We start from the raw sequence: 17366 nt of genomic DNA on the forward strand, positions 1-17366 counted from the left end.
CCAAGGTGCTGATATCAAATACGTTCCATCATCGCGATGAAGAAGCCATCAGTACCGGTATGATAAGGCGTCAGAGTGATCATACCGCCATCCTTAAACAGTGGACGACGGGATGCTATTGCACCAAAATGCTCTTCCCAAACCGGCGCAAGATCAACAAGCTTGAAGTCAGCGTGCTTTTCAAGGAACGCTTTGACTTGCAGCTGATTTTCCGCTGGCACCAAAGAGCAAGTTGCATAAATCAGCTTGCCACCTGAACGCACAAAGCGTGTCGCAGTTTCCAGAACCTGAGCTTGATCTTCAACACGTCCATTCAGAGCGTTTTCTGTTACACGCCACTTGGTATCTGGACGACGACGCCATACACCAGTGCCTGAACAAGGCGCATCCACGAAAACGCGATCCATCTTGCCTTCGCAGATATCAAGAGAGCCGGTTTGCGGGTCAATCGTCTGGATATTTCGCACCCCTGCACGGGCCATACGGTCATAAAGTGGCGCTAGACGCGTCTTATGGGCATCATAAGCGTAGATCTGTCCTTTGTTCTGCATCTGCGCAGCTAAAGCGAGGCTTTTACCGCCCCCACCTGCGCATAGATCCAGAACCTGTTCACCCGGTTGAGCACCTGACAAGATAGACGCGATCTGAGAGGCCTCATCCTGCAACTCAAACCAGCCTTTACGAAAGCTCTCTTCGGCCTGAACGTGAGGTGATTTGCGTGGCCCAATTACAGGCTCAAGACGAACGCCAACGGGAGACAATCCACTTACTTCTGGATGAAGGTGAGACAAACGCTTGAGGACTTTTTCCTGCGAACTTTTGACAGTGTTTACCCGCATATCAATCGGCGCACGTTCAGAAAGAGAACGCCCAACGGCCAGCGTCTCGTCACCAAAGTTATCCTGAAAGTGCGGCCAGAGCCATTCTGGAACATTTGCTGAGATCTGGTCGTTATCGCCGACTTGCTTGTTTTCAATCAATGCGTCACGTTCAGCGTCTGACAGCGGTTCTGGTGCGTGACGGTCTTCTTCCATCACCTGCTCCAGCTTTTCCACCTGATTGCCCCAGCCCCAGATGTAGGTTGCTAAAACAAGCGCGCGCGCACTGTCAGATCCCATCGCCTGAGCATGGGAGAGTTTGTGGCGCAGCGCATCAAACACCAGATTGCCGATAGCAACCCGATCACCGGATCCTGCAAACCTATGCTTGTTGCCCCAGTCCTTCAGGGCTTCCTGCACAGGACGGCGGCGCTCATTAATCTCTGTCAGCACTTCAATTGCAGCCGCAATTCGTCCACCGTCGCGCATGAATGATCCTTAATTCCGTGAATTCTATTTTACGATTTATTTGTTTGGCTTTGCAGCGTGTATGCCAATACTCAAGGCTTTTCAATAGTGCATAGCATGTGTGAGGCAAACCTCACATCAACTCATTCAACAATTTCTTGGGTGTTGCATAACTCATATATGCTGAATTTAGCAGATAACAGTAAAAATACAGATATTTACGACCTGCTTCCGCTACCTCATGACACATAGCGCATTTTATTAAAAACGTAGATCCTGCCTCGCAACTCATCAGATCACTGTAAACAATGCGTGTTGCGTTTCATGTTTTATCAGATCTCCATATTTCTACTTGGCAATGCAATATTGTATTTCCTGAAAACAGATCTCATCGGTGCTTCAATCGCATCCAACTCATCAGTTGGTTTGAAGCAGAACCACTACGTGTTTGCAGCAGGCGCATTTACCATGGATGCGTTGCTCTCTTCGGTTCTGACACTGGGATGCCTTGCCCTTCTGGAACTGGCATTTTCTGTCTCGGCAACATCGTATTACTCAGTGGTGTGCCTTTTGACATATTTAAGCATCCTGAGCTTCTTCACTCTCAGAATTCACCGATAACTGCGACATAAAAAATGGCTCACCCGAAACCGGAATGAGCCATCTAGTTGTTATCAGGCGCTTTTTACATTGCGCAAGAAGCTTGCAATATTGTCCCGCAACAGGTCAGCCTGTTTATTCAGGATCTGAGAGGATGACAGAACCTGACTTGCAGTTGCGCTGGTTTCTGATGCGGCAGATGATACACCCGCCATGCTTTCAGCAACATTTTGAGTGCCTACAGCTGCTTGCTGCACGTTCTCACTAATCTCAGTGGTTGCTGCCCCCTGCTGCTCAACAGCAGCTGCGATAGTTGCTGTGATATCATTGACGTCAGACATGGTTTTGGTGATCGCGCTGATCGCGCCAACAGCTTCCTGAGACGAATTCTGAATGCCTACAATCTGGCTGGAGATTTCTTCGGTCGCCTTGGAGGTCTGATTGGCCAGCTCTTTCACTTCAGCTGCAACAACAGCAAAGCCCTTGCCAGCTTCGCCGGCACGAGCTGCCTCAATGGTCGCATTCAGAGCCAACAAGTTGGTTTGCTCCGCGATCGCTTGGATGAGTGTGACCACTTCGCCAATACGCTGCGCAGCACTATCCAGACTGGAGACTTTATCATTTGTGACCTGGGCCGTAGATGTAGCATCTGCGACGACTTTCTGAGTCTGACCGACCTGGCGACTAATCTCATCAATGGATGCGGCCAGCTCTTCTGCTGCCGACGCTACCGTTTGTACATTGGTAGACGCTTCCTCAGAAGAGGCGGCAGCCATTGTTGATTGCTCAGTGGCATGCTCAGCGATACCGGTCAGTGCCTTGGCAGAGACTTCCATTTCAGTTGAGTTATCCGCGACTGTCGTCAGACTTTCCTGAATGGTATCATCAAAGTCTGTAATGAGCTCATCAATATGCTTTTGGCGAAGTGCACGGGCTTCCTGCTCCTGTTCGGATTCACTTTGCAGATTCATGCGCTCAACTGCATTGCTGACAAAGACTTCCAAAGCCTTCGCCATCTGTCCGATCTCGTCTTTACGGTCGGTGAAGGCAACAGGCTCATCTACATTGCCCTTTGTCAGAGAGTTCATCCGTGCAGTGATACCGACAACAGGTCTTGCAATGGAGGAGCCAACAAACCAGAGAACGACGACACCAAAGGCAAGGCAGATAAGCACCGTAATGATAGCGTTGTTTCGTGTTGCGTTGGCAGCTGCGAGCAGTTCTGACTTATCCACGGAGACAATTGCGGACCAGACCTGCTCTGTACCACGCAGTGTCAGCGGATAGGTCGCTATTTCCTTATCACCAAGCTCAACAACAGTTGGCTGCGTACCTGCCTCAGTGAGGAGTTGAGCAATCTCTGTTGGGATTTCTTCGCCTTTCAACTCCGAATTGGAGTGAGCTACCCATTTGCTATCGTTGCTAACGAGGCCGACAAACCCACTTTTGAATTTTCTGGAAGCTTCCAAACTGGCTATCAAACCGTTGAGGAACACGTCGCCAGTGATGACACCAATTGCATTACCATTGCCATTGAAGACAGGTGACGACATGGAGACAGCCATTACGGTGTCACCTTGTGATTCAAAACTGTACGGCGGTGTGACAACGTCATGCCCAAGCCTGAGGGGAAGACCATACCAGCTATCAGCATCAGCTTCGTCCGCACCTGCAATACGCCACCCAACCTTGCCATCCTTGCGAGAGAAGTAAGGCGAGAAACGGCCGGTTTTTCCGGAATAATCCTGACCAGCGTGGCTAGCATCTTCGCCAATCATATTTGGCTCGAAGGAGGTGGTCAGGCCATCAATGGACGGATTGTTGGCAAAGAAGTCTCGGGCGATCTGGGCGATTTGCTCACGAGTTAGATCGGCATGGCGCAATGTTTGTTCGAGCTGGTCTGCAAAACTTGCAGTGATAATTTGTGCTTCGCTAATTGTTTGATTGGCCAGATCCGCTTGAACCTGGGCATTCTCAATAAGTAATTCCTGACCGGCCTCTTCTGAGGAATTGGACATAAGGACGGAAACAACTGTGATAAGTGCAATAAAGCCAAGCAAAAACACGGCATTCGCAGCGGCGAATATCCTTAGGCGCAGTGACATGATTACTTTCCATTGAATTAGTTCAATTTATTCTCAACCTCTCTATCCTTGAAAAATTAATTGCAACTTAAGTCTAGTTATTTTCAAAGGAAATCTAGTAATACATTTTGACGCACTCACCTGATATCTATTTAAACCATTGCATTATATAAACTAATTACCTCAAACGAATATCCAACCAATATACAATAATAAGTTCTCTACGTGAGATCACCCTGGATATAGATGAATATTTATATTCAATATGCACGCATCACATATCTAAAAGATCAACTATGGCACGCATTTCGATACTTCAAATTACTTTGCCGGCGAAATTTAATCTAATATATTAGCTCAGCTACGCGCCTTTGCAGCACTAGGCCAAGAAGCGCGATTACACCCACACTGCAGGTCAGATCATTTACCTACCATCTAAATGGCCGCTCTGGACTGGGCGGAGATGATGGAAGAGAGCTGCGCAAACTTCGAACTGAAAGGGGTAACCGCATGAACCCGATCGAACTTCTCACCACAGCAGAAGCCGCAGCCCGCCTGAGAATTTCCCCGCAAACCCTAAACATATGGCGCTGCAAGGGAACGGGACCTGCGTTCTGCAAAATCGGGCGCACCGTACGCTACACTACTGAAGCGCTTCAAGAGTACCTTATCCAAAACACCTGCAGGCACACGGGAGGTTGAAACCCTCCCCTACAATCAGTCGCGTGAAACAGCATCCAGAACAAGGAGGCCAATCCAGGGAAAACCAAAGCTCTGGAAGTACTTAAGAAAATCAATACTGAAATTTGCACAGAATTACACCGAATGACTCATACATGTAAAATATACGAAGAACACCCTTACCTAATATAAGTAATGATTAAATATATTAATGAATACTATTTATGTAAATAAATATTGCAAGAATCATATTTAATTTTATACTTACATGATTGCTTTTATATTAAAGGATGTAGAAAATGTGTAAATTATGCATGATGAATCAACTACATGTAACTGCAGAAAGCATATCCTACAACTCAAGCGTAACGGAGCAAAAAGCGGCCCTCAGCGCACAAGCTGCCGATCAGGTTACAACACAGGTCGAAGTGGCGGATTTCTTAGCAAATACTCTAGTCTTGAATGAGGGAGAAGATGCTGACGCAGGGCCGTCGACGCAATACCTCATTGCCGCAGGGGATAGCTTTTCAGGTACACTTGAAACCAATGGGGACCGCGACTGGGTGGCGATCGACCTTAGTGCGGGATCAAATTATACGATCAACCTTAATGGGAGCGGAGCTGCGCCGGTTACAGATACTTATTTAAGAATATACGATGCCTCCGGAAACCTAGTTGCGTTTGACGATGACGGCGGGTCTGGTTTAAATTCATCTTTAGACTTCCTGGCATCCACGTCAGGCAGATTTTACATCAGCGCCGCTGCCTACTCAGATGGGCAGACCGGAAGTTATACTGTCAGTGTGGAGGAGACCTTGCCTCCATCACCGCTGGATGCGCTCGATTGGGGTGGTTCAGCTGTAGATACAACAAATATTTCTGTCTACTTTGCGCAAGCTGGTGAAGTTTTTGATGGCCAAAGTTCAGATGGCTGGACGCAGGCGCAGATTGATGGTGCGATGGCGTCGTTAAACGACTTATCGCAAGGGACAAATCTCACTTTTTCGGTAGCAAGCAGCTCAAATAATGCAGAGTTTAAATTTGTAACATCTGCCTTTGGTGGCAGTACTTATGCCTATATGAATCCTCCGAGTGAAGCAAATCCAGGTGTAGCCGTTTTCAATACCTCTAATATGAATTTAGCAAACCTAGATCCAGGCTCACTTGAGTACTTTGTGTTTCAACATGAAGTTGGTCATGGACTGGGTATGTCGCACCCTCATGATACTGGGGGCGGTTCCAGTGTGATGAACGGGGTTTCTAGCTCACGCGGCGATTACGGTGACTTCAATCTCAATCAAGGTATCTATACCATGATGAGCTATAATGTCGGCCATGCAGAGCTTTATCCGGAATGGCCGAGTGATTATGGCGCGACGGTGGGCCCTATGGCATTCGACTTGGCGCTTCTGCAGGAGAAATACGGAGCAAAAGACGCGAATATAGATAACAATACATATCTCCTACCAGAACTTAACGGTTCCGGCACATTTTATTCGTGCATCTGGGACACCGGCGGCATCGATACAATCGCGTATACGGGCTTCAGCAGCGTCAATATCTCGCTTGTAGCCGCTACTCTTGATTACAGCAGCACAGGTGGTGGTGTACTCTCCTATGCAGAAGGTGTGCGCGGAGGGTATACCATCGCCAATGGTGTTGAGATAGAGAACGCTTCCGGTGGCGCTGGCAGTGATACTGTGGTTGGAAACTCCTTGGAGAATGTACTTCAGGGCTTCTCCGGCGATGATTTCCTTGATGGAGCTCAGGGAGATGACCTTTTAGAAGGTGGTGCGGGACGTGATACCTTTAGTTTCACGAGTATAGGTGACACTGACACCATTACTGACTTTCAGGACACAATTGACTTTATTCAGCTCGGCTCTGAATTTGGTGCCCTTTCCTTTGCAGAGCTGTCTTTGACCAATAGAGATGCCGACGTCATTGTCGCCTTTGGAGATAGTGAGATCATTTTACAGAATACGGATCTCTCACTTATTAGCGCCGAGGACTTCATCTTCGTATAATTTAAAATCCCAACATTGGGGTGTAAGGTAAGCGTTTGGCGAAGGCGACTTACCAACCAGCAACGGGCCCTGTTACGCTGACTTTGCAGCGTAACACCACGGCATGAGGGCATTGATGTGGGTGATCTTGTGATCAGAGATTTGGGTAAGAACCCAAGCGAGCCAGGCTTGAGGGGGCGACATTGTTGAGCTTAGCTGCTTCGATGAAGGTATAGGCGACTGCAGCAGCTTTACCACCACCTTCTGATCCCATGAAGAGATAATTTTTCCGTCCAAGAGCCACAGGTCTCATTGCCCACTCGGCGGTGTTGTTGTCGAGCTCCAGAGAGCCATTGTCGAGACAAGGCCGTGTTTTGAGCGGGCGCGTGAGGGCCAGGAGCTGCCGTTCGAGTGTTTCCACCAAAGGTTGAGGCAATTCTCTGGGAAAGCCTAATGGCATAAGGTTGTATTCTTGGCCACCTTGAAGAACAGCAAGAGAACTTCATCGCGAACTTAAAGAGATCGACTCGCAGTTGAAACCACGCTCTTGCAGGGAAAGCCACGGATTAACTTGATCAGCAGCTTTTTCCAATAAGACACAAATCAAGAACCTTTTTATGGGGAACAAGCTGGCATGAATCTGCCTGTTCATGTGGTTGGTGTAGCTCGACGTAAGTAGCCTCTCATTTAATAAGTGGCTAGTCTCTCATAGGGGGTACAAGAATGACCGCATAAACTCGTATCCGTTTGGTGAAAACTCTCAACCAATGCTTTCATTGAGCGCACAACTGAGATGGCACAAGCATTAAACACGGCGCTTGTTCACTAATGTTGATCCACTAATGACCTTTGCGGGTAAGTGCGTCATTTAATCATAAATACACTCACAAGTTTACATTGTGTATTCATCGTGATAATTACACTTTAAAGTTTACATTTTGGAAAAGCACCCAATTTGTGGAGGTGAATTATGAGCGAATTTCACAGTGATCTTAGAAACTTAGATGTAGCAAATCCGGCAAGACGGAAGTTATTGACGGCAACAGCTGCAACTGGCCTTGCTATGGCTGCAATGCCTATAGCTAGTCAGGCCCAAGAGGCACCAAAAGGTGAGCTCTCTGGAAGGACAGCTTTTATAACCGGCGGAGCTCGGGGAATTGGTTTGGGTTGTGCTCAGGAACTCGCCAAAGTAGGGGCAAATATTGTCTTGTATGACATAGCCTCAAACATCAATGGAATACATTATCCTCTGGCAACATTAGATGATTTAAATAACGCCAAGGCAACCATTGAAGCTGAAGGTGTTAGATGCCTCGCCATTCAAGGCGATATTCGTAATAGCGATCAACTTAATATTGCAATGCAACAGACAGTACATGAGTTTGGAAGCCTGGATTTTCTAATTGCAAATGCCGCAGTGTATCAAATCGGCCTCTTAGATCAACTTCCAGAAGATGAGATCCAGCTGGTGATTGATGTAAATCTTGCAGGAACCATCAAGACTGTACAGGTCGGAGCGCCAATCATGCGTGAACAAAAGGGTGGTCGTATTGTTATTATTTCATCTGTTGGCGCAAGAGCTGGAAACCCGCGTTCTCCAGTATATTGTACTACTAAATGGGGCGTAATCGGATTGGCTAAGAGTACAGCCCTCATTTATGGTAAGTATGATGTGACTTGCAATGCAGTATGTCCAGCAACTGTAAATACTGTGATGATGAATAACGAAAGCACAGTAAAGCACGAACTAGCGCTTGGTGCGGACGGTAATTGGGATATGGTAGAAGAATTCACCAGAAGGCAGCATCCTCTGCCGGTAGGAGTGCTTGAGCCGCGGGACATTGGTAAGACTGTTAAGTTTCTTTGTTCAGAAGATGCAGCCCTTGTTTCTGGCGAAGCAATCGATGTGTCTGCTGGGCGAACTGCCAACTGGCCGACATAGGTTCGATAAACTGAAGGTTCACTGAATCCTGCGAAAGTATCTGATTTTCTTGAATAACTATTATCTTTATGGATTCCGGAGTTTGTAACTTAGGAAGGAGCTCAAAAGATGAAAATGATCGTTCTAAAGCTAGTATTTTAGCAGGGCTCAGTAGACTGCCAGCGCAGGTGTTCTGCGTCGATGGCTCATTGTCCTCTTTCTATAAATGTTTCACCCTTGCCGAGTTCTCTCAGCAAGGGTGAATACTACAATTAATCTCTAAGTTATACCTCAAAACGAACCTTAAATAGATCTGCTGCATCGGCTGCAATTTGCTGTACTTGCTCTTCTGTTATTGGAACTCCACTCGACATTGCAGGCCAGAAAGAGCGGCCTTTAACGTAACTTTGAAACTCAGATTTGCATTTTTGAGCCCCATCTTTCGAAATGCAACCAGCTAAATGCGCATCTTGAAAAAAGTCATCGATGTAGTTTGCCTTTTCAATGTTAGCGATCAGGCCTTTTATCATCTCTGGATTTCGCATTTTCTCAATCATCACAAGACGGCCCAATTGCACAAACTCGGCTTCTGCATTTGGCTTAGCCAAATGGAAAGCAAGTAGTCTGAGTTGCTCTGAAATTGGATCTTGCGATGAAAAACTCAGCGGGTTCTCCTTGGGAAGGAACTGTCCTGCCAATTCGACGATTTCCTGGAACAACGCTTCTTTACTTGGAAAGTAATTGTAGACCGTTCGCTTGGACACATTCGCGGACAGAGAAATTCGGTCCATGTTGGCCCCCTCAAAGCCAAAGGCCAAAAACTCAGCAAGCGCTGCTTCAATTACTTGATTGTATTTCCTAGGTTTTTTAGTCGCCATATTACTTTCTCAAATACCTACCTTAGCTCATTTTATACTTTTCAGTTTACAAAATCTAGCGGCGAGTGTAAAAGTGCACTCATGAGTGTAATTTAATTCCAGTTAAGTAATGTAAGGACGGCTAGATGGTTTTAAGTTTGACGGTTAATGGCCAACCCATTTCAGTTAGCGCTGAGGCAGATACTCCATTGCTTTGGGTTCTGCGGGACCACCTCAATCTTACCGGTACAAAGTTTGGGTGTGGGATTGCTTCATGTGGTGCATGCACAGTTCATGTTGATGGCCAACCTGTCAGATCCTGTCAAACACTGATCGAAGACGTTGAAGGTAGCACGGTCACAACGATTGAAGGTGTGCATGGAGAGGTCGCGCAAGCAGTCCAATCCGCCTGGCGAGAACTGGATGTGGTGCAGTGTGGTTACTGCCAGTCTGGTCAAATTATGTCCGCGATTGGGCTACTGACTGAAACTCCATCCCCCACTCACGAGGAAACAATGACTTACATGAGTGGCAATGTTTGCCGATGCGCTACATATCCGCGTATTCAGCAAGGAATTCAGTTAGCTTCTTCTAAGTTGGGAGACTGAACAATGACTGTAAAGAGCTCCCGTCGTTCGTTTCTGAAAGGTACAGCAACATTAATGTTAGTTGCTGGATTTGACATTTCTGGAGGCTTTGCAGTTGCAGCTAAGCGCACTGAAGCCTTCACCCCCTTTATTCAAGTTTCAGTTGACGGGAATATCACTGTCGTCGTCAAGCATTTTGAATGTGGTCAAGGTACAGTAACTGGCCTTACAACGCTTGTTGCAGAAGAGCTTGATGTATCTTTGGAAGCAATCAAAGCTGAGTTTGCTCCCGCTGATGCCGCCATTTATGGACACACCGTACACCGCTTGCAACTAACCGGTGGCTCAACATCAATGTCCAACTCATTTCTGCAGTATAGAGACGCGGCAGCAACCGTCAGACAGCTCCTAGTTCGGTCAGCTGCCAGTCGATGGAATTGTTCGGAGGCAGATATTCAGGTTCAAAATGGCTTATTATCAACTAACGATCAGCAGGGTCATTTTGGTGAATTCATCTCTGACGCTTTAAAACTTGATCCACACTCTCCTCCCAAGCTCAAAGCTCGCAAAGAATTTCGGTATATTGGCAATCCAGAAGTTGCAAGAAAGGATAGCAGTACAAAAGTTGATGGAACTGCAATATTTGGAATGGATGTGCGGTTACCTGGAATGCTTTATGCTGCAGTATTGCGAAGCCCCAAGGCAGGTGGAAAGTTAAAAGATTTTGATGCCTCTGATGTTGAAGGTATGGCTGGCTTCGTAACTGCTCAGCCACTTTTAGATGGCTCAGGTGTTGTCGTTTATGCTCAAACCACCTGGGATGCATTTTCTGCCCGACAAAAAATTCAAGCAACTTGGGATTTTACTAATGCGGAGCAAAGATCAAGCACTGAAATCGAGGCTCTCCATCGCAAGATGCTGCAAATTCCTCAGCATCAGGTCTTTGAGGATTATACAACATCAGATGCCTCTAAAGATCTAGGTAACGCATCCAAGATAGTTGATCTGCAATTCTTTGCTCCATACCTTGCTCAAGCACCAATGGAGCCGTTGAACGTCACAATTGAGCCAACCTCAAACGGTGGGCTTCGTATTCATGAAGGTTGTCAATCACCTTCATTAGTGCAGATGGCTGTCTCAAAAGCACTAAAGTTGGACCAGGAAAAGATTGAGATTAGTACGGTTTATGCTGGCGGTTCTTTTGGAAGACGTGGAGCGCTTACTGCAGACTATCATGTAGAGGCCGTATTAGCTTTTATAGCACTTGACGGACAGACGCCTGTTAAGGTGGTGTGGTCGCGCGAAGATGACTTGAGTGGCGCAGATTATCGCCCAATTGCAGCTACCTCAGTTAGACTTGGTTTCAATGATACAGGTGATTTAAATACCTGGGATCTTCGATTGACAACTCAGTCAAACTTCATTGGATCTCCTTTTGAGAAATATATGGTCAATGAACGTGGGATTGATGCAAGTACGTTTTATGGACTTGCAGAAACCACCTATGCGCTCCCCAAACCCGCGATTGGCCTAAGTTACTGGAATAGCTCTCTTAAAACAGGTGCATGGCGCTCTGTTGCGCACTCTTATACGGCTCACGCCCTCGAAATTATCGTGGATGTTATGGCGCAAACAGCCGGTCAAGATCCGCTAGCTTACAGACTTTCACTCCTAACGGACACCTCCAACCTAGATCAGCAACGCTTGGCAAACGTGATAAAACTCGCCGCCAAGCAAGCTGACTGGGAGAAACCTCTTCCTAAAGGTTGGGGGAGAGGAGTTGCTGCCCATAAATCGTTTGGAACCTTTGTGGCTGAGATTGTTGAAGTATCTACAGACAATGGTCAAATCAAGATCGAACGTGTGGTTGCAGCAGTCGATTGTGGGTTGGCAGTAAACCCAGATATCATCGTTGCTCAAATGGAAGGAGCGATAGGATATGGCATTGGCGCAGCCATGCGCAACCAAGTCACTTTGAAGAATGGAGAAGTTGAGCAGAACAACTTCCCCGATTATGAACCTCTGCGCATTGGTGACATTGGGAACATTGAAATCCACATTGCTCCATCAGAAGAACCTCCGACAGGTATCGGCGAGCCAGGTACACCTCCTGCTGCCCCTGCTTTGGCTAATGCAATTTTTAACGCTACGGGCCAGCGGGCGACTAGGCTTCCTCTCACGGCAAATGGGATCGTGTTCGCTTAAGTGCGGCACCTTTTGAACGCTCTGTACCAATAGAGAGTGGGATTTGATCAATCATCGCTGAGGAACGACAACAAACTGGTTCTTCAGCTATCAAGAAATGAAGATGCAATGACAAAAACTATAATGATTACCGGCGCCTCATCTGGATTTGGCCGATTAACTGCAAAGAAGTTCCAATCTGAAGGTTGGAATGTGATTGCAACAATGAGGAAGCCAGAGTTAGAAACTGAGCTCGATAAACTGGAAAATACAGTTGTCTTCCAATTAGATGTCACCAAGCAAGACAGTATCACTACCTCTGTTGCAAAAGGGATTTCCCGTTTCGGGTCGATAGATGTGCTTGTGAATAATGCCGGATATGGTGGTCATGCATTGTTTGAGCAGTTTGCTGATGATGACATCCAGGCAATGTATGCCACCAATGTGTTCGGTTTAATGAACACCACCCGAGAAGTATTGCCGCATATGCGTAAAAACCGGGCCGGAACCATCATCAATGTAACATCCCTAGCAGGGCTTATTGGAGGTCCTACGACGTCGGTCTACTCATCGACAAAGTTCGCTATTGAAGGATTTACTGAAGCTTTAGCTCACGAACTAAGTGGTTTGAATATTCGTGTGATGTCTGTGGCTCCTGGAGCATTTGCTACCAACTTTGGCGCAGCTACTCAAAACCCATCCCAAAATGGTGATGATGATCTGCAGAAATACGCTCAAATAGTATTTGAAAAAATGGCAAGTGTTCGCAAAGCATTATTGGTGCCAGAGCAACATCCACAAGATGTAGCAGAAAAGATTTTTGAGTGTGCGACAGAAAACGTACCAACTCGAAATGTGGTTGGTAAAGATGCCGAGAGCCTGCAAACTCAAAAAGATACCCTTTCTCATACGGCATTTTCACAGCAGATATCTGAACTCTTCTCCATGTCATAAGAGCAAGAAAAGGAGCAAACCATGACTTCGAGCAGACGTTATGAAAACAAAGTAGCGTACATTACAGGAGCAGCATCTGGTCTGGGACAGGCAACGGCTATGGCATTTGCAAATGAGGGTGCTTCTGTCATCTGTGCTGACCTAGACCTAGAAGGAGCCGAAAAGGTTGCAGAGAAAATATTTGACCTTGGTGGATGTGCTATTCCAATCCAAATGAACGTCGCAAGTGAAGCAGATAACAGCCGATCTGTTAACATCGCAATGGAAAAATTTGGCAAGATCAATGCAGTTTATCTAAATGCAGGCATTTCTCCGACTACTTCATTGCTTGATGCAACACTAGAAGACTGGAACAATGCAGTCGCAGTCAATCTGACCGGTGTTTTTTTGGGTGCAAAGTATACAGCAGCAGCCATGAGTAAAACAGGTGGTGGTTCGATTGTGATAGCATCTTCAGCAATGGGGCACCGTGGTGCGGCAACTAAAGCTACCTATGCAGCAACCAAACATGGAGAACTTGGCTTTATGAAAGGTGCTGCTGCTGATCTAATCCCTCACAACATTCGCGTTAACGCGATCTGCCCTGGAACAGTTGACACACCTATCCTTGAGGCGGGTCATAATAATACAGAAATGCTGGAGTTTATGGCTAACTTCTATCCAATGGAACGTCTAGGTAAAGCAGAAGAGATCGCGCAGGCCGTACTTTTTTTGTGTAGCGATCAAGCCTCTTACATCACAGGAACCTCATTAGACATTGATGGTGGCTTTAGTGGTATTGCACATGTGCCAAGCATGATCATGCGTTCGCTGGATGGTAACTAAACTGATAACCTAAAACGTCGGGCAATGGATGAAGTATTCAAGTCCGGCGTTTTGAAGTGTGAGCGGTATTCTAAGCCTAGTCTTTTGAATGGTAACTCCTGGCTATAGATGCGCTTGCGCCTTATCAACTCCATTCCGGAGGAGATGTAACTTTAAGTGGCAAGATAGCCCCAAGTGTAGCTGTTATGGAATAGGGTGAATGTCCGCAATTGGTCACGCGCGACGCGTCAGGAATGGCTAGAATTTCGGGCCATTAGCGGACTTTCGAGCGGTTCCACCAAGGGTTGAAGAAATAGCCGAGTGATGATGTAGTAGAGCTTTGCAAACAAGCTCTACTCAACTCAATACCTTGGCAGCCACTAACAATACAAAGCCCATTGCAGACATACATGAGGTCATCTGTCTTCGGGAATGAAACAAGTCACATGTGACCCTTATCTAACATTCGAGTCACTCCATCATGAGTTGAGGTCTGCTCGCCTGAAATTTCCAGCCGAACCTAGAGAGAAGCCCATGAGTTGCTCCTGATGTCACACCTTTGTGAGTTGATCACTTACGAGTTCGGTCCAGAAGCGGACGCCGGTCATGAGGATGTTGTCGTTGAAGTCGTAGAAGGGTTTGTGGAGGGCTGTGCCGCCTTTTTCGCCTACTTTTCCGTTGCCGACGAGAATGTAGCAACTTGGGACTTTGCGTTGCATGTACGAAAAATCCTCTGAGATAGTGAAGGGAGGAGCTTCGCCGTCTACGTTTTCTTCTCCGGCGATTGCTTTGGCGACGCGAACGGCAACAGCTGTTTCCTTTGGCGTGTTGATCGTGGAGAGGAATGTGTTGGTGAACTTATATTTGTATTCAACGCCGGCTGAAACACACTGACCAGCAGCCACTCTTTCGATGGCAGCTTCAATCTTTGCCAACGCTTCATCAGTAAAGCAGCGGGTGTCGCCTTTGATGGTTGCGGACGATGGAATAACGTTGGTTGTGCCGTTGGTGGTGAACTCCGTCACCGAGATCACGGCAGGTTCATGAATTGAACTCAAATTACGGCTGGTGACCGTTTGCAGGGCCAATATGATCTGCGCGCCAACCACGATTGGATCAGTGCCCATGTGAGGCATTGCAGCGTGACCGCCTGTCGCGAGGATCTCGATTTCAAAGCCACTTTCCGATGCCATGATCGAACCCGGATTGGTTACGAAGTGCCCTTCTGGAACGCCCGGTAGGTTATGCATGGCATAAATGGCATCCATCTTGAAACGGTCAAACAGACCATCTTCGATCATTGCCTTTGCACCGACACCGTGCTCTTCACCCGGCTGAAAGATGAAATAGACTGTTCCATCGAAATTCTTATGCGTTGCTAGCTCATGGGCAGCACCAAGCAGCATGGTGGTGTGTCCGTCATGACCACACGCATGCATCATCCCATCGGTTTGGGATTTATAGGCGAAGTCATTTTCCTCGGTGATCTTGAGGGCGTCCATGTCTGCACGCAGGCCAATTGTGCGATCGCTATCACCGCATTTGAGCACGCCAACCAAGCCGGTGCGACCGATATTGCGGTGAACTTCAATGCCGAATTCTTCCAGCTTCTGGGCGATGAACTCGGATGTTTTCACTTCTTCAAAGCCAAATTCTGGCATTTGATGCAAGTGCCGGCGCCACGCAATGACTTGTTCTTCGATTTTGCTCATTGAAGTTCCCTTACCTCCTCTAAGAAACTTACAAAGAGGCAGCCCTGGAACAGCTGCCTCTTCGCTTTATTTGTTTTTATTCGGCAGCTTGTTTGATTGCTGGTGCTTTCTCACTGGCTTGCTTTTCATCCGTAAATTCTTCACGGAACATCTTGAATGTACTGATCATTGCTATGAAGAGCACAAACATCAATGGCAGAGCGAAAATCAAGCTGATGGACTGCAACAAATCGATACCAGATTTTGTTGCCAGCATCAGTGTCAAAGCCATAGCGCCCTGTGCAATGGTCCACATAACCTTCTGCTTATTGCTTGGGTTCAAGGATCCATCTTCACTCATGGAGCTGAGTGTGAAGGTTGAGCTGTTCATGGATGTGATGAAGCAGGTGAACAGAGCAATCACAACACCAATGGAGATGACGGTACCGAGCGGGAAGTCTTCCAGCACGATGAAGGTTGCAGCTTTAGAAGACGCTGCTGCAGCTTCCAATGCTTCCGGAGAGGCTTCAAGGCCGATTGTGCCGAAGAACGCAACCCAGAGGAAGATACCGAGGCATGGCAGGATCATGGACCCAAGGATGAACTCACGGACTGTACGGCCTTTGGAGACACGTGCAATGAACGGACCAACAAACGGCGCCCAGGCAATTGCCCATGCGTAGTAGTAGATTGGCCAGCCACCGATCCACGAGGTTTCTTTATCAGCGGCAAAGGTTGGTAACATCAACGCATCAGTAAAGAAGTCGTTCATGTAGTTACCCATTGTATCAAAGTAAACATTGATCATCTGGGTGGTTGGGCCAAGCGCGCCGACGAGTACAATCAAACCAACAAGAAGGTAGGCGTTGTAATCGGAAAGGATCTTGATGCCTTTTTCAAGACCAGTGGTGGTGCACAAAATGGTGATGACGGTGATGGCACCCACAAGAATGATTTTTGTCAGAGGGCCATCTGGTGTGCCAATCAGATAAGAGGAGCTGATGGACAGGGACAGGCCAGTTTGACCAAGAGAGGTGGAGATACCTGCGATGGCGCCAAACACACAGACCAAGTTGATCAGTTTGCCCCAGCCACCATTTGCTTTATCACGGCCCCATGGGAGCAAAATGTTACTGATCAGGCCGCTTTCGCCTTTACGGTACATCAGATAACCGAGGATCAGACCAACCACAGAGAATGCTGCCCAGGCCTGAATGCCCTGGTGAATGAAGCTCTGCTTCATCGCAAACTCAGCTGCTGCCGGTGTTTGTGCAGCAATACCGGTTGTCTCTAACGGGTTCATGTAGTGGTAAACTGGCTCTGCAACACCCCAGTAGAGCATTACAGTACCCATACCAGCAGAGAACAGCATCGCAATCCATGAGAACGTGCTGAATTCTGGTCTGGAATCGTCCGCTCCAAAGCGGATGTTACCGTATTTACTGAAGGCGAAGAAGAACATCACCATGACATAGGCAAAGGAGCCCGCCATGTAGATCCAACCGAATTTATCGGTCAGATAGTTCATCGTGCTTACACCCACATTATAAAGTTGATCCGGGAACAGGATGCCTGACAAAACCACGACAACAATGAATGTCATCGTGCTGGCAAAGAGCATCTTACCTTGTTTTAGTTGTTGTACAGCTTGGTTACTCATAACTCTCCCCTGAGTTAACCGCTACAGCGCTAAGGATAAGCAATGCCGAAG

15 protein-coding genes are annotated in these 17366 nt (G+C 47.2%); 8 read left to right on the top strand and 7 right to left on the bottom strand.

Annotated elements, in window-relative coordinates; translation table 11 throughout:
* Window positions 1-14: 14 nt before the first annotated feature.
* Window positions 15-1307, bottom strand: a complete 1293-nt coding sequence (locus PsW74_RS08345) for an RsmB/NOP family class I SAM-dependent RNA methyltransferase (protein ID WP_063288429.1) — start codon at window positions 1305-1307, stop codon at window positions 15-17.
* A 303-nt stretch (window positions 1308-1610) separates the two neighbouring features.
* Between PsW74_RS08345 and PsW74_RS08350 the strand changes: the two genes are divergently transcribed.
* Window positions 1611-1907 carry a hypothetical protein gene (locus PsW74_RS08350; protein WP_063288428.1) on the top strand — a complete coding sequence of 99 codons (297 nt, stop codon included), beginning with the start codon at window positions 1611-1613 and terminating at the stop codon, window positions 1905-1907.
* Window positions 1908-1960: 53 nt separating this feature from the next.
* Here PsW74_RS08350 and PsW74_RS08355 read toward each other — a convergent pair whose 3' ends face one another.
* A complete protein-coding gene (locus PsW74_RS08355; protein ID WP_063288427.1) occupies window positions 1961-3991 on the bottom strand; it encodes a methyl-accepting chemotaxis protein in 2031 nt (676 codons plus the stop codon).
* Window positions 3992-4480: 489 nt separating this feature from the next.
* Between PsW74_RS08355 and PsW74_RS30100 the strand changes: the two genes are divergently transcribed.
* Both PsW74_RS30100 and PsW74_RS08360 read left to right on the top strand, forming a co-directional pair.
* The gene (locus PsW74_RS30100; protein ID WP_063318527.1) at window positions 4481-4672 is read left to right on the top strand and encodes a helix-turn-helix domain-containing protein; all 192 of its coding nucleotides are present in this window, start codon (window positions 4481-4483) and stop codon (window positions 4670-4672) included.
* Window positions 4673-4965: 293 nt separating this feature from the next.
* A complete protein-coding gene (locus PsW74_RS08360) occupies window positions 4966-6678 on the top strand; it encodes a M10 family metallopeptidase C-terminal domain-containing protein (protein WP_063288426.1) in 1713 nt (570 codons plus the stop codon).
* A gap of 72 nt (window positions 6679-6750) precedes the next feature.
* Here PsW74_RS08360 and PsW74_RS29275 read toward each other — a convergent pair whose 3' ends face one another.
* Window positions 6751-6861, bottom strand: coding sequence for a transposase domain-containing protein (locus tag PsW74_RS29275; protein ID WP_208987889.1), 111 nt, complete (start codon window positions 6859-6861; stop codon window positions 6751-6753).
* On the bottom strand, window positions 6812-7117 hold the full coding sequence (locus PsW74_RS29280; RefSeq protein ID WP_063288425.1) for a transposase: 306 nt from the start codon (window positions 7115-7117) through the stop codon (window positions 6812-6814). The genes PsW74_RS29275 and PsW74_RS29280 overlap by 50 nt, the downstream gene beginning before the upstream one ends.
* A gap of 510 nt (window positions 7118-7627) precedes the next feature.
* Between PsW74_RS29280 and PsW74_RS08370 the strand changes: the two genes are divergently transcribed.
* A complete protein-coding gene (locus PsW74_RS08370) occupies window positions 7628-8599 on the top strand; it encodes an SDR family NAD(P)-dependent oxidoreductase (RefSeq protein WP_063288424.1) in 972 nt (323 codons plus the stop codon).
* Between the two features lie 263 nt (window positions 8600-8862).
* Here PsW74_RS08370 and PsW74_RS08375 read toward each other — a convergent pair whose 3' ends face one another.
* Complete coding sequence (locus PsW74_RS08375; RefSeq protein WP_063288423.1) at window positions 8863-9456, bottom strand: TetR/AcrR family transcriptional regulator; 594 nt, start codon at window positions 9454-9456, stop codon at window positions 8863-8865.
* Window positions 9457-9581: 125 nt separating this feature from the next.
* Between PsW74_RS08375 and PsW74_RS08380 the strand changes: the two genes are divergently transcribed.
* From PsW74_RS08380 to PsW74_RS08395, 4 genes are all read left to right on the top strand, one after another.
* Window positions 9582-10043 (top strand): (2Fe-2S)-binding protein, encoded by a 462-nt coding sequence (locus PsW74_RS08380; RefSeq protein WP_063288422.1) that lies wholly within the window; start codon window positions 9582-9584, stop codon window positions 10041-10043.
* Window positions 10044-10046: 3 nt separating this feature from the next.
* Complete coding sequence (locus tag PsW74_RS08385) at window positions 10047-12227, top strand: molybdopterin cofactor-binding domain-containing protein (protein WP_063288421.1); 2181 nt, start codon at window positions 10047-10049, stop codon at window positions 12225-12227.
* A gap of 108 nt (window positions 12228-12335) precedes the next feature.
* Window positions 12336-13160, top strand: coding sequence for an SDR family oxidoreductase (locus PsW74_RS08390; protein WP_063291579.1), 825 nt, complete (start codon window positions 12336-12338; stop codon window positions 13158-13160).
* 21 nt (window positions 13161-13181) lie between these two features.
* A complete protein-coding gene (locus tag PsW74_RS08395) occupies window positions 13182-13985 on the top strand; it encodes an SDR family NAD(P)-dependent oxidoreductase (RefSeq protein ID WP_063288419.1) in 804 nt (267 codons plus the stop codon).
* 530 nt (window positions 13986-14515) lie between these two features.
* On the opposite strand, the gene PsW74_RS08400 is transcribed toward PsW74_RS08395, so the two are convergent.
* On the bottom strand, window positions 14516-15676 hold the full coding sequence (locus tag PsW74_RS08400) for a M20 aminoacylase family protein (protein ID WP_063288418.1): 1161 nt from the start codon (window positions 15674-15676) through the stop codon (window positions 14516-14518).
* Window positions 15677-15752: 76 nt separating this feature from the next.
* Window positions 15753-17315: a BCCT family transporter gene (locus PsW74_RS08405; protein ID WP_208987890.1), complete on the bottom strand. Its 1563-nt coding sequence runs from the start codon at window positions 17313-17315 to the stop codon at window positions 15753-15755.
* Window positions 17316-17366: the final 51 nt, after the last annotated feature.

This window comes from Pseudovibrio sp. W74 (genome assembly GCF_001623085.1).
Lineage (GTDB): Bacteria > Pseudomonadota > Alphaproteobacteria > Rhizobiales > Stappiaceae > Pseudovibrio.